The organism is Enterococcus sp. CWB-B31, from assembly GCF_020567645.1.
Classification (GTDB): Bacteria; Bacillota; Bacilli; order Lactobacillales; family Enterococcaceae; genus Enterococcus_L.
In genome coordinates, this window is record NZ_JAJDJW010000007.1 from 24,586 (window position 1) to 37,075 (window position 12,490).

General features: G+C 37.4%; 17 protein-coding genes and 1 riboswitch. Of the genes, 5 read left to right on the plus strand and 12 right to left on the minus strand.

The annotated features are described in order from the left end of the window. Positions 1-198 precede the first annotated feature (198 nt). From LI954_RS08175 to LI954_RS08185, 3 genes are all read right to left on the minus strand, one after another. Positions 199-762: a DNA-3-methyladenine glycosylase I gene (locus LI954_RS08175; protein ID WP_229444154.1), complete on the minus strand. Its 564-nt coding sequence runs from the start codon at positions 760-762 to the stop codon at positions 199-201. 80 nt (positions 763-842) lie between these two features. After that, positions 843-1,034, minus strand: coding sequence for a hypothetical protein (locus tag LI954_RS08180; protein ID WP_229444156.1), 192 nt, complete (start codon positions 1,032-1,034; stop codon positions 843-845). A gap of 361 nt (positions 1,035-1,395) precedes the next feature. After that, the gene (locus tag LI954_RS08185) at positions 1,396-2,166 is read right to left on the minus strand and encodes a peptidase C39 family protein (protein WP_229444158.1); all 771 of its coding nucleotides are present in this window, start codon (positions 2,164-2,166) and stop codon (positions 1,396-1,398) included. Positions 2,167-2,385: 219 nt separating this feature from the next. On the opposite strand from LI954_RS08185, the gene LI954_RS08190 reads away from it, so the two are divergent. Beyond that, positions 2,386-2,751, plus strand: coding sequence for a hypothetical protein (locus tag LI954_RS08190; protein ID WP_229441446.1), 366 nt, complete (start codon positions 2,386-2,388; stop codon positions 2,749-2,751). A 64-nt stretch (positions 2,752-2,815) separates the two neighbouring features. On the opposite strand, the gene thiT is transcribed toward LI954_RS08190, so the two are convergent. Further along, the gene (thiT, locus tag LI954_RS08195; RefSeq protein ID WP_202067794.1) at positions 2,816-3,424 is read right to left on the minus strand and encodes an energy-coupled thiamine transporter ThiT; all 609 of its coding nucleotides are present in this window, start codon (positions 3,422-3,424) and stop codon (positions 2,816-2,818) included. A 54-nt stretch (positions 3,425-3,478) separates the two neighbouring features. After that, positions 3,479-3,578, minus strand: a riboswitch (TPP riboswitch). 196 nt (positions 3,579-3,774) lie between these two features. Between thiT and LI954_RS08200 the strand changes: the two genes are divergently transcribed. The 3 genes from LI954_RS08200 to LI954_RS08210 all read left to right on the plus strand — a co-directional run bounded on the left by LI954_RS08200 (position 3,775) and on the right by LI954_RS08210 (position 4,664). Then, a complete protein-coding gene (locus LI954_RS08200) occupies positions 3,775-4,041 on the plus strand; it encodes a hypothetical protein (RefSeq protein WP_229444159.1) in 267 nt (88 codons plus the stop codon). Between the two features lie 22 nt (positions 4,042-4,063). Continuing rightward, on the plus strand, positions 4,064-4,159 hold the full coding sequence (locus LI954_RS08205) for a hypothetical protein (protein WP_229444161.1): 96 nt from the start codon (positions 4,064-4,066) through the stop codon (positions 4,157-4,159). Positions 4,160-4,271: 112 nt separating this feature from the next. Continuing rightward, positions 4,272-4,664, plus strand: coding sequence for a DUF1622 domain-containing protein (locus tag LI954_RS08210; RefSeq protein ID WP_229441447.1), 393 nt, complete (start codon positions 4,272-4,274; stop codon positions 4,662-4,664). Positions 4,665-4,686: 22 nt separating this feature from the next. Here LI954_RS08210 and LI954_RS08215 read toward each other — a convergent pair whose 3' ends face one another. After that, on the minus strand, positions 4,687-5,469 hold the full coding sequence (locus LI954_RS08215) for a hypothetical protein (RefSeq protein ID WP_229441448.1): 783 nt from the start codon (positions 5,467-5,469) through the stop codon (positions 4,687-4,689). A gap of 423 nt (positions 5,470-5,892) precedes the next feature. On the opposite strand from LI954_RS08215, the gene LI954_RS08220 reads away from it, so the two are divergent. After that, positions 5,893-6,642 carry a class A sortase gene (locus tag LI954_RS08220; protein ID WP_229444163.1) on the plus strand — a complete coding sequence of 250 codons (750 nt, stop codon included), beginning with the start codon at positions 5,893-5,895 and terminating at the stop codon, positions 6,640-6,642. Between the two features lie 82 nt (positions 6,643-6,724). Here LI954_RS08220 and LI954_RS08225 read toward each other — a convergent pair whose 3' ends face one another. From LI954_RS08225 to ruvA, 7 genes are all read right to left on the minus strand, one after another. After that, entirely contained in the window at positions 6,725-6,949 is a 225-nt protein-coding gene (locus LI954_RS08225; protein ID WP_202067798.1) for a hypothetical protein, read from the minus strand. Between the two features lie 135 nt (positions 6,950-7,084). After that, positions 7,085-7,555, minus strand: a complete 471-nt coding sequence (locus LI954_RS08230; protein ID WP_202067799.1) for a low molecular weight protein-tyrosine-phosphatase — start codon at positions 7,553-7,555, stop codon at positions 7,085-7,087. Between the two features lie 393 nt (positions 7,556-7,948). Then, entirely contained in the window at positions 7,949-8,527 is a 579-nt protein-coding gene (locus LI954_RS08235) for a TetR/AcrR family transcriptional regulator (protein WP_229444164.1), read from the minus strand. Positions 8,528-9,252: 725 nt separating this feature from the next. Beyond that, on the minus strand, positions 9,253-9,459 hold the full coding sequence (locus tag LI954_RS08240; RefSeq protein WP_202067801.1) for a hypothetical protein: 207 nt from the start codon (positions 9,457-9,459) through the stop codon (positions 9,253-9,255). 207 nt (positions 9,460-9,666) lie between these two features. Continuing rightward, entirely contained in the window at positions 9,667-10,584 is a 918-nt protein-coding gene (locus tag LI954_RS08245) for a helix-turn-helix domain-containing protein (protein WP_202067802.1), read from the minus strand. Between the two features lie 210 nt (positions 10,585-10,794). Next, complete coding sequence (gene ruvB / locus LI954_RS08250; protein ID WP_202067803.1) at positions 10,795-11,805, minus strand: Holliday junction branch migration DNA helicase RuvB; 1,011 nt, start codon at positions 11,803-11,805, stop codon at positions 10,795-10,797. 14 nt (positions 11,806-11,819) lie between these two features. After that, a complete protein-coding gene (gene ruvA / locus LI954_RS08255) occupies positions 11,820-12,428 on the minus strand; it encodes a Holliday junction branch migration protein RuvA (RefSeq protein WP_202067804.1) in 609 nt (202 codons plus the stop codon). Between the last annotated feature and the right edge of the window lie 62 nt (positions 12,429-12,490).

Genomic DNA, 12,490 nt, shown 5'->3' on the forward strand with positions numbered 1-12,490 from the left:
AAATAATAACAATACTTCAATAACAATAGTATATCCAAAGATTAAAGATACCCGTAGTGTCTTCTTTAATTAAAATTGTCTGATCCAAAGCTGCATCACTACCGTACTGTTCCGCTCTGATCAACAGAACATGTTTGCTTTCAGTCCAAACATCACTTTCTTAATATATAACCAGATTTACTGCGAAAGAAATAAAAACTATTTTTCTATTCTTCTAAAACAATGAACCAAATGGTCATCTACCAGCCCCATAGCCTGCATAAATGCGTAGATAGTTGTTGTGCCTAAAAACTTAAACCCTCTTCTTTTTAGATCCTTGCTGATTTGATCTGACAGTTCTGTGGAAGCCGGTACCTCTTTCACAGACGACCAGTGATTTACAAGCGGCTTGTGGTCAACAAACGCCCAAATATACTGATCAAAGCTCCCAAATTCTTTTTGAATCTCCATAAATTGTACAGCATTGGTAACAGCTGCTGCAACTTTCAGTTTATTCCGGATAATACCTGGATTCTGCAAAAGCTTCTCTTTTTTATCCTCTGTATACTCAGCAATTTTTTTATAGTCAAACTGATCATAAGCTTCAGTTAATGTTTCTCTTTTCTTTAGAATTGTTGACCAGCTGAGACCTGCCTGCATACTTTCCAAAAGCAAATATTCAAATAACTTCTGATCGTCATGAACAGGCTGTCCCCACTCTTCATCATGGTAAACCTTATCCAGTTCATTGCTGTTAGCCCAGTCACATCTTATTCGTTCCATCTTTTTCCCCCTCATAATATATTTTAATCAGCATATCACAAGAACGAATGTTCGTAAACTGCATATTAGACCTAAATCCATTACTGCTGAAGCCTCTTATCTTCAGAGTCAAACATGAAAAATTGAGCGCTTTGTCGCAAGTTAGTCGCATTCCAAGGCAGATGTTCAGTAATACTGAGTCCGACAATCTCTTTCTCATCAGAAATACCTCCAAAGATTTGACCAATGCTCTTAAAAGAAAACTCCCCTATGCCAGAATCAAAGCTTTTCAAAAGCGGTTCTCCGGGATAAATAGACCGAAAGCTTTCTGGCAATAATACATCTAAATCAAAATAGATTGCTTCGTACCTACAGAAACTGTTCCAAATTGCAGCAGCAATAGGCTAAGTATTTTTCTCCTATCAATTGCTCCTTTTCTTTTACTTGATATGTTTAACTTAAATCATCTGTCTGTTTCATCGAATTCTTCTGGAAGCCCATTTTTTCATTGTATAAATAAATGATAGTCCTGACAATAAACTAATCCACCTTATTTCCTGAAATCCTTTACCTGAATCTGCATCTAAAAAAACAGAGTCGAGTGAAGCTCTGCTTCAGCAAAGAGCCCTCGAATCTGTCAGTCCGTTAATTCTTCTATTTATAGATCGCCCAGTAATTCATGGCATCTGTTTCCAGCTGTTCAGGAGTATAGGCCATTCTCGAATGCCCTTTTTCTTCGTTGTCGTTCGGATCATTCAGCCAGAATTTACCATCTGAATAGCCAGTTAAAACCATGATATGACCCGTTTGAGTAAATGCCCCTGGCTTTACAGAAATAATAACCGGATGACCTTGTATCAGCTGCTCTTCCACTGCACTTAGACTCGGCAAGTTCTCATAGGCATATCCTTTTACTGCAGCAAACTCTGCAAAAATTCCCCAACCTGTTCCCTGTCCTTCAATAAAATAATCATTTTTAGACCAGTCAAGAATTTCCTGAGGCAGAACTTCCGCATTGTCCAGATAGGACGCAACCATTGCCAGTGAAACAATCGCACAGCCATTTTTTTCCAGTGTATTATTTTCTCCCGTACCGTAAGGAATTGTCTTCCAGTAATCCTCTGTCTGCAATAACAGTGGAACATTTATCCGTCCATTAAATTTATCCTGCTGAATCTCCTGAGTTACCTGCTCTGCATAACTCAACTGTACTTCTTCTGTTTCAGAAGTTACAATTTTCCCAACATTCTCTGACGTTTTATTTGTAGAATCTTCTCCTAATACAGCCTCTTTTTCCTTTTTAAATAAATTGGAAAAACCAGCTTCCATAGGTGCTATTTTCCCTAATAGTGCTCCTCCTAAAGCAGCGGCTGCCAACAATCCAATAATCCATTTCTTCAGTTTCAGTCTCTGCTTTTGTGCCAATACTATCACTCTTTCTTTTCTTCAATACCAGTTCCATTTGCAACAATACTAATTAATTATATACTCTAATCTTACTCAAACAAATAAAAAAAGCAACCTCATTTTGATTAAAAATGGGAACATATCTTCTTGAATTTTGACTAAAAATTAGGTAGAATGATAATAACTACGATAAATAATGATTATTCGGATTGTCTTAATATTGAAGGGGGTAGAAAAATGGATAACGATCATAAATCAACGATGAAAAGTATTTCCAGACTGATCACACAATCTTCCCATAGTTTCTTCTCTGCCTTTTTAGATGACAGTAAGGTTAAAAATGAAAAATCAAAAGAGCGGGAAGAAATTTTAAAAGAATTGCAGTTAGCCGCAGCCCAGAAGAGTCTTGTTGTCTTGCAAATCAAAGAAAGCCCGACAGATCAAAAATTTGAAGCTGCCTCCGGTTGGATTGTTTCTAAAAATATTACTGACTCCATTATGCTTCGTTCTCAGGAGGACACTCAGCAAATCCGCATGATTCCTGTTGACCATATTAAACGAATCAGCAGATTGGGAATATCCGATAAACGCCAAATAAAATAAATTATTATGACTATCAAAGCCGAATACCTCGCTGTTTTACAGCAGGGTATTCGGCTTTTTTGATTTATTTATTTTTGGCTGAATTGTTGATATAATGAGCCATTTTTGGAATAAACAGCTTCGGTGCCACTTTGACTATAATAACTAAAACTACACTGACCAGTACTGTATTTGCAATGGCACTGCCTCCATTAAACAGCAATGAATACCAGTATGGGCTCATCCCTTCCGGAGCATAGACTCCCCAAACAAAGACCCCCGCCCAGTAGTGCCAAAACCAGCGGGAGACGACTGCAGTTAGGCTCCCAATTAAGATATAACTGACCGCCTTATTCGACTGACTGTCAGATATTGCTTTTTGAATTTTGGAAGAAAACAAGCCGCCCATTCCCCCAAAAGCAAACGCAAATGGGTACTCAAAAATAATCTGCGGAACCGAAATGAAGTTTTTCATGGCAGAGCCCAGAACAATACTGAGCAGCCCCCAGATGAACCCAGCTGTAATCCCCGGCAAAGCCCCTCTACGATACGAATAAAGTACCAGAGGAATCATCCCCAGAGATAAATCAAATGCTGCATTGGCTGATTCCAGCGGAATAAAAGATAAAGCCATTGCCATAGCAGCAATCACAGTCCCTTCAATCCAAACTCGTAAATCCATTTTTTTTGACATAAAAAATCCTCCTTGTTTTAGAACAAACCAATCAACAAAGGAGGAGTAATTATCTATCTACTCCATCACAACTTCCTACGCACGTACTAACGCAACAGGTTCAAGGGTTTAGAGTAATCTCATTCTCAGCTACGAAGCTCCCCTATGTGATGGTGTTCTATTAAATTTTGATGTCCTTACAAGACAGGCTTAGTTTAGCACAAAGAAAATAGGTTGTAAATAACTCTGTTTTCTGTTCTCCCGATTTCATCTGTGATAGACTAAACTATAGAAAGAAAAGAGCGAACCCTTCCAATAAACAGCGCAGTCGCAATGATTGAATGGTTCACTATAAATAAGGAGTAGAATCAATGGATTTAAAGCTTCATGATACGGTAGATTACTCCGTCATAAAATTTCCGGCTGACCACCTGATACCAAAAGAATTCAGTCAGCTGACCGGCTTCAAAAGCATCACCTATACTGCCGATGAGTGCTCAGTCATTGTTCCAACCAATTCAATAGATAACAGACGAGCCATTGCTGCTGACTCAAACTGGTTTATCATTCAGATTGTCGGTGAACTTGACTTTACTTTGATCGGCATCCTGACGCAGCTGGGCAAATCCTCTGGCTGAAAATGGCATCTCTATCTTTACCTTGTCTACATACAATACAGATTATCTGTTAATTAAAAATGCAGACAAAGAGAACACGTTGACTGTATTAAAACAAGCCGGGCATTTTTTTATCTAAATTCATTTTACACATTACCTTGCCAATTCAGCAAAAATATTACCCTATGAAATTTTTGCCATAATCAAAAAAATGTAAGCTTGGTGAGTGAACGGCTGAAAAGGAGTAAACTATGACACATTTAGCTGAAAACATGATGGATGGACTGATTCCTTTTTTTGAAGTCTTTGTGCTTTGCCTGAATATTCTGTCCATTATTGTATTGATCTGGGGCGTGGCACTAGCAGCAGCAGATTTTTTCAAGAGTGAGTTTCAAAAGCAGGATCGTCTGATGATTACAACAAACAACAATTTAATCAAGAATTTTTTAGGCAGCTATATTCTGCTAAGTCTGGAAATTTTAATTGCTGCAGATATTATTGAGTCTATTATCAAGCCTACATTCCAGGATCTTTTCAAACTGGCTTCCCTTGTTGTCATCCGTACGGTCATTTCCTATTTCCTGCATAAAGAAATAGAAGATGCCATAAAAGATGATCAAATAAAAAAAGATGAGACAGGCTGATAATATGCCTCTTCTCATCTTTTTATGCATGCTTCGGCAGCTGTATATTGAAGCTTTCTTCATTATTCTCAAAATGCCATGTACGCTTCCCTGAATTATAGATCAGTGAGGCAATCAGCGGATCTTCCTTATATACCAAATTTTTGGTCTTCCACAATGAATCTTCTATCATATAAATCGGAATTCGATAGTCTTTCCCTTTTTGCTCAATATCTTCAAAACAAAAAACAATTCCTTCTTGAAGGATAGGCTTCATCTCTTTTAACAGATCGCTGCTCATTTTGTCTATGGAAACTCCTCTGCGGAAAAAGCTTTTCTTATCATTCACCTTTTCCAACACAGCAGCACTGATTTTATTAGCCAGAATCCGATAAAATTCATCAATATAGCGATAATACACTCGAGTCATTTGATCTGCATATTCAAAAAAAACAAAATTATTCTGCAATTTATAAAAGAATGGAGAATGTAAACTCGTTTTTGTATGACCAAAATACAGTAATTCTGAAATCTCCAAAGGTGTCAGTTCTTTCAACATAGCGACATCTGTGAAATCCATCCATTTGACTTCACCATTATTTCTTCTGCGGTTGGCACTGGAAAAAAACTGTTCCACACCCGCTTCTTCTCTGATAATTTTCAATCCGCTATGCCGTTCATACTCGCCGTCTTCTTCATAAGGGTTCAGCAAAAGGAGATTCTTCGGCTTATGTACGACTGAACTGACAAAATCATGATGTGTAATCCCTTTTGACAAAACAGCATTACTTGTAACATCCACATGTACATAAATTAAATCCAGCATTTACCAATCTCACCCCTTCACAGATTTCTACTTATTTCATTTTACATGATTTGGCATGAAAATGCTTATTTCTTTTTGTTTAAAATTCAATGACAAAATTAATATAATCAGACATATTTGCCTTCATTTGCGATTATACCAATTTCTGCTGATTTTCATTTTAAGCACCTTTTTTATTAAAGTTTTGATTAAAAATCTATAGTTTCCAAATAAAGCATGCTATACTAAGACATGTCTGAAGAGTTTGTCCTTAAATAGTTTCATTATTATTACATAAACAAATACATTATTTCCCATTTCCAATCCAAATTATACTTAACAATGCTGCATCTGTCATTCAGCTAGTTTACTTGTATTGGCGGAACCGACAGATAGCCCTGCATAACTTTCAGATATTCACCAGAAAAAACAGGAGAGTGACTTATGAGTTCAAAAAAAGGGCGGGGTTCAAGACCTCAAAAACGAAAAAAGAAGAAAACAAACTGGCTAATCAATATTTTATTGTTCCTGCTTCTTGTAGTGGGGCTGGCCTTAATTTTTAATACACAAATCAGAAACTTCATCATTCAGTTAAATGGAAAAGCCTACAATGTCGAAAGCTTTACCAAAGATGATGTAGCCTCAAACATGCAGGCCAATACTTCTTTTGACTTTGATGCTGTTGAATCTATTAGTACAGAAGCAGTAATTAAAGCACAGTTTGAAAATAAAAACCTGCCAGTTATCGGTGGGATTGCTATTCCCAGCGTGGAGATTAACTTGCCTATTTTTAAAGGATTGGGTAATGTGGAGCTTTTAACCGGCGCAGGAACAATGAAGCCGGATCAGGTAATGGGCGGAAAAAACAATTATGCTCTAGCCAGTCACAGAACTTTGGATGGTGTATCGCTTTTTTCTCCACTGGAGTTTGTGGAAATCGGCCAACTAATCTATACAACGGATTTGACAAATATTTACACTTATAAAATTAATTTCAAAGAAAAAGTCGCTCCAAATCGGATCGAACTAATTGATGATGTAGACGACAGAAAAATGATTACACTGATCACATGCGGTGATATTCAGGCAATCACTCGGATCGCTGTGCAGGGAGATCTCGAATCAATAACGCCGATTGATGAAGCATCAGATAAAATGCTGAATGCTTTCCAAATGGAACAGCGCACCGCTTAAAGCCTGAAATAAACTGAATAAAAAAGGGGAGAACTCATTAGTCCGATATAGACAGTTGATTCTCCCCTTTTTAATATATTTCTTAATGACTGTTTTTCTGCCTGCTTCGAATTCGCTGAAGGCTGTATCGAAGACCTGAAAGCAGGAATACAATCGGATACAACATGATACTCACACCCAGCCATTCTGCTGAAAAAATCCCTGTAAACGGCAAGTGATAGGTTACAGCATACACTAACGGCAGACTGATAACTGCGATCAAATAGTAAAGTGTCAGTTCAAATACAATTGATTGATATGACTGCATATTCTATCCCTCCATTTCTTACGATTTTATCTTCTAAAACTGTTTCTCCTGCGAACCTACTCTTCTATTATACAGGCTCCTCTTTCGAAATCCATCCTTCTTAGGTCTGAATTATCTAAGGGAAAAGTCTGAAATTCACTTATTGCGGTTGTTTTTAATCAGATTCAGCCAAGCATCGGTTCCACTATCAATCATTTTGTAGGTCATCTGGAAATCTCCAGTATAGTAAGGGTCTGGTACTTCTTCTGTTTCCTGCCCTTCAACAACAGACATAAATAAATGCAGTTCTCCATCCCAGTTAGTCGGTGCCATTCTTCGTAAATCTTCCAGATTATTCTCATCCATTCCGATAATATAGCCATAATTGTAAAAATCTTCTGGCTGTATCTTAGTTGAACGAATGCCGTCAAACGTGATGCCATTCTGTTTTAGCAGTTTTTGTGTGCCTATATGAGGTCGATTCCCTGCTTCCCAGCTGCTCGTTGCAGCCGATGCTGTCAGCAGTTCTTTTTCAAGTCCGATTTCTTGTATTTTATTTCTCATTACTGCCTCCGCCATTGGAGATCGGCAGATGTTGCCCAGACAGACAAAAAGTATTTTTTCCATAAGTAGTCTCCTGTTTTTCATTTAAGTATGCCAGATTATTTATCTGTTTGCATGCATTATGCAACTTTTTTTCTGAGTGTTGATAATCAAATAGCAGACTGCAGCTGTCAGCATACCTATCTCTCCAGCAATCAGATACACTTGATGCTTCCCATAATAACAGCTGCTCAGCTCTTCTTCAGTCTTAATTACTCAGCCTGCTTCTTTTCCTCTGTCAAATTTCCTGCCAAATAGAATCCGCCGAACGTACTGGCTGATAGTATTCCGATATTCTTCTTTTTCACAAAAATCACTCAGATTCATTTTACTGAATTTTACATACACTGATTGTGCAAAAAAGTCTCATACCAGCTGCTCAGAATTGTCGTCTTTTTAGACAGTCCTGCCCATTTGTCAGGAAAAATCATTCACTTCTTTCTGATACAGACGGTAAGAGAAAAATTCAATATCTTTGGCCAGACGAAACAATTGTGTAGCAATAGTTAAAGGGGGTTCTTTATAACCTTCCAGAATCCAGTTTGACAATACTCCGCTGCAGCCATAGGATAAAAAGCGCGCATAGAACTGCTTGTCTTCTTTTGAAAGCTCTCCCTCTGTATCCATTTGTTCAAACAGACTAATAAACAGTTTTTTTGTGATTTCTGAAAAATCCGTCATCATCACCTCTGAATATGAACTGACTGTATTATAATAGAAATCCTTATTCGACTGAATAGCTTTGAGCATTTTCAATGACTGCTCTTCCCAGTTACCAATATTGACATCTTTTGTATCCAGGTAAATAAAGGCTTCTTCCTGATAAATCCAACGCAGCAAATCATATTTATCTGTGAAATGATAGTAAAAAGTTTGTCGATTCAGCCCTGCCTGCTTCGTAATATCCTGAACACTTATTTTACTGAATAATTTTGTTTCGCACAGCTCAATTAAGCTACGAGCAATTGCCTTTTTTGTGACCAGTGATTCGCTCATCTGTTTTTCCTCCCGATTCTGCCATTCTCCATGTATTTTTATTCTAGCAAACACCGTTCAAATAGCAAGTCGCTCACTATCACATAACTTATTAATTAATAACTTAACTCTTCTTTTTTGGACAGAAAAAAAGTCACTTTAGCTAGAAGTGACCTCTCTTCTCTATTATTTAACCAGATCCATTAAGAACAATTCATTCATTGCTCTAAACCTTTTCTTATTGATGATCAACCCATTACTTCCAGTCATCAATAAGAAAAGTGGTGTCACACACCACAATCAATCATTTCAAGGTCCAAAGCACATAAGCATTCAGTTTTATCCAACCTGCTCAATACCTCAGAATTTTTTGTTTCTTAATATAGGATAAAGTATAGTAAATCATTTCATTTTCCAACAGGACACAAATGTCCTAATGCATAAATTTTCTCCTTCTGCTGAAAAATTATTTCTTAATTAAAAAAGATACGTTAATAGAAAAATGATTATTGGAAAACTGTACTGAACTGATTTCCGATGATCTTACTCAAATTGACTGCAGAAAAAAAGACACTTTAGCTAGAAGTGACTTCCTTTCTCTATTATTTAACCAGACCCAATTAAGAACAATGTTTACATTGCCCTAAACCCTTTTCTTATCGGTGATTAGTTCAGAACGGCTATCCACCGATAAGAAAAGAGGTGTCTGAAACACCCTTGTAATCTATCATCTCCAAAGTACCACATCACACAATTTCTGAAATCTCCACTTTATCGATCATGTTGCTATTTAAAGAAATTTTTTTCTTTTCCCATTGTTTTAAAACAACAATTTTAAATAACTCATCGTTTAAAGTGACTTTCAAGAGCTTTTCATTTTCTTCCTCATTAAAGATGATAAGATTTTGAACAGTAACTTGCTCAGTTTCTATAGAATATCCCACTTTGCTCAAATCTTATCCCCCTAATCTTTAGTCTACCCACCAATTACTTAATAACATAAAAAATCTCAACACAGTTCAGTTCCTCCTTATCTAATTTTCTTTGTCGTTTCTTATGCGTTTAGTATAGGTAATTGTCGGCTTTCCCAACAGGACACACATGTCCTGTTGAACAAAAAAAGACTAAAAATAAATTCAGCCTTAGGTATCTTTATACATTCAATTTTTATTAATATTCACAATTGCCAAATCATCTTCCAACTCCTGAAGGATTTTCTCTCCCAGCATTGGATCATCAAACAGTCTGGCACATTGAGCCCCATCTTTGTATTTCTGTTCAGCTAGTTCACGATCTCCTAAAAAATATAAATAGTACTTACCTTCTACCATATCAATAATAGGTTTTTTCTGAAAATCTTGACTGGTCTGCATGATAATTTTAGAAACTTTTACTACATCAATTAATTTAGAATATTTTTCATACTTGATTATTATAGATGCTGCCGTTACCAAGATTCTGTTTAGTAACGACAATTCAACATCTACTGAATAGTCTACTTGTTCCATTACCCTGTCTAATAAAAAGAAAAATGTCTTTTCATCATAGTGCTTGTAATAAATACATTGAAAATACAACTTAATAATTAGTAAGTCATTGATTGAGTATTCTTTCTTTTGGAGAATCTGAGAAAAGTAATCACTGAGAAGTCCTTCACCAAAATCTGCATTCTCAGTTAAATGAACATCCATAGAAGCTTGCTGTACATCAATTGCCAGCTGCTCTTCTTCCGGAAGATTTTCATAATATTCTTCATAGATTTCTTCAAAGTAATTTTCCTTTTTAGCAACTCGATCATCTTCTCTGTAAGTAGGAAGCTTATATAATCCAAATTTCAATTGTAAATATCTTTTAGGTAGTTCAATATGTTCTTCATCAATCAAATGATGAATCGGGATTAATAGACGTTGAGCGATAAATGTTATTTTGGGTAAGGTTGGAAGTGATTGGCCAGCCTCAATTCTAGTCAACTGACGAACAGTCAGTTCCAATTCATCATCACAGAATGCTTCTCTGGTAAGCCCATTCTTTTCTCTAAGTAATCGAATCTTCTTACCCAGTTCAATTTTTACGTCCACGGTAATCCCTCCTTACCTCACTTATATTGTATATCGAATCAAAAATAATAATCAATACTAAATCGCAAATTCGTCATTATTGATTGCTTTTTTGACACATAAAACAAACAGAATGGTAATAAAAAAGATCAAATTACGATATTTATTTTTGATGATTTTTCTTTGCTGATTTGACTTCTAAAACTTATTATTTACTGCAGTACTGCTTTTTTACTCTTGAGTATAATCTGGATAATTGAAATGTTCATACGCCCGCGCAGTAGCAATTCTTCCTCGGGGAGTTCGCTTAATAAATCCCTTTTGAATAAGATAAGGTTCATACATATCCGCCACCGTCTCAGTCTCCTCGCCGATGTTGACAGATAATGTGCTTAAACCAACAGGACCACCGCCATACAGCTCGATTAGCGTACGCAACAGCTTCTGATCCACATAGTCCAATCCCTGAGTATCTACTTGAAGCAGCGTCAAGGCTTGATCTGCGATTGACTGGTTAATGATTCCATCTGACTGAACCTGAGCAAAGTCGCGCACCCGTTTTAGCAGACGGTTGGCAATTCTCGGCGTACCTCGTGAACGTCGTGCAATTTCAAAAGCTCCTTCTTCCACAATTTCAGTCAGAAAAATATCTGCCGAACGAATAATAATTTCCTTTAAATCATTTTCTTCATAATATTCCATATGAGAAACAATACCAAAGCGATCTCTCAAAGGTGCAGAAAGCAGTCCAGCCCTTGTTGTCGCTCCAATGAGTGTGAAAGGAGGTAGGGGAAAATGAACAGGGTGTGCGGTAGTACCCTGTCCAACCATAATATCCACAAAAAAATCTTCCATTGCAGAATACAGCATTTCTTCCACAACACGAGGCAGCCGATGAATCTCATCAATAAACAAAACGTCCCCTGGTTCCAGCTCATTCAAAATAGCTACCAGATCACCCGGGCGTTCGATCGCCGGTCCGCTTGTCGTCCGAATATTCACAGACATTTCGTTAGCAATAACCATTGCCATCGTCGTTTTACCAAGTCCAGGAGGCCCATATAAAAGAGTATGATCCAAAGACTCTTCTCTTTTTTTAGCTGCATTGATATATATTTGCAGCTCCTGTTTTACTTTATGCTGACCAATAAATTGCTGGAGCAATCTGGGACGCAGAGAAACTTCCAGATTATTCTCTTCTTCACTGCTTTCCGCTGAAAGAAGTCGTTCCTCTTCATTCATTCGCCTGTCCTCCTCTATCGCTTCATCATCAATTTCAACGCATTTCTCAGATATTCATCTGTCTGACCCTGTTCCAGTTCCTCCAGTTTAGGAGTGATACGTTTGATCTCTTTTTCACTGTAGCCAAGCGCACCAAGAGCCTCCAATGCTTCTTCCAACGGCTGATTACCGCTTCCGGCAAAGGCTGATGTTGCCATCGCTTCTACTGCCGCCTCCGACCGTTCAAGGTCCCCCAGCTTACCTTTCAAATCCAGTATCATTTGTTGAGCAGTCTTCTTCCCAACCCCCGGAAATTTTGTCAGGTACGCTGCATCATCACTTTCGATCGCGTTAATTAATCCGCCATGATCTTCCGATGCCATAATCGCAAGCCCGCTTTTTGGTCCGATCCCCGAAACACTAATCAGCTTCAAAAACAGCTGCTTTTCCTCTAAATCTGCAAAGCCATAAAGGGTATGTGCATCCTCTCGAATAACTTGATGAAGATAAATTTTTACTGGTTCTTCCTTGCCAGAATACCGATAAGGATTTCCCACAGAAATCTGATAGCCGATCCCGTTTGTTTCCACAACAATGTAGTAGGGACTGACATATGTAACAGTTCCGCTAATATATTCGTACATGTTTTCACCTTTTCTAATTGATTGGAATTGCCTTTAGTTTATCATAAAGTGAGCAAAATCAG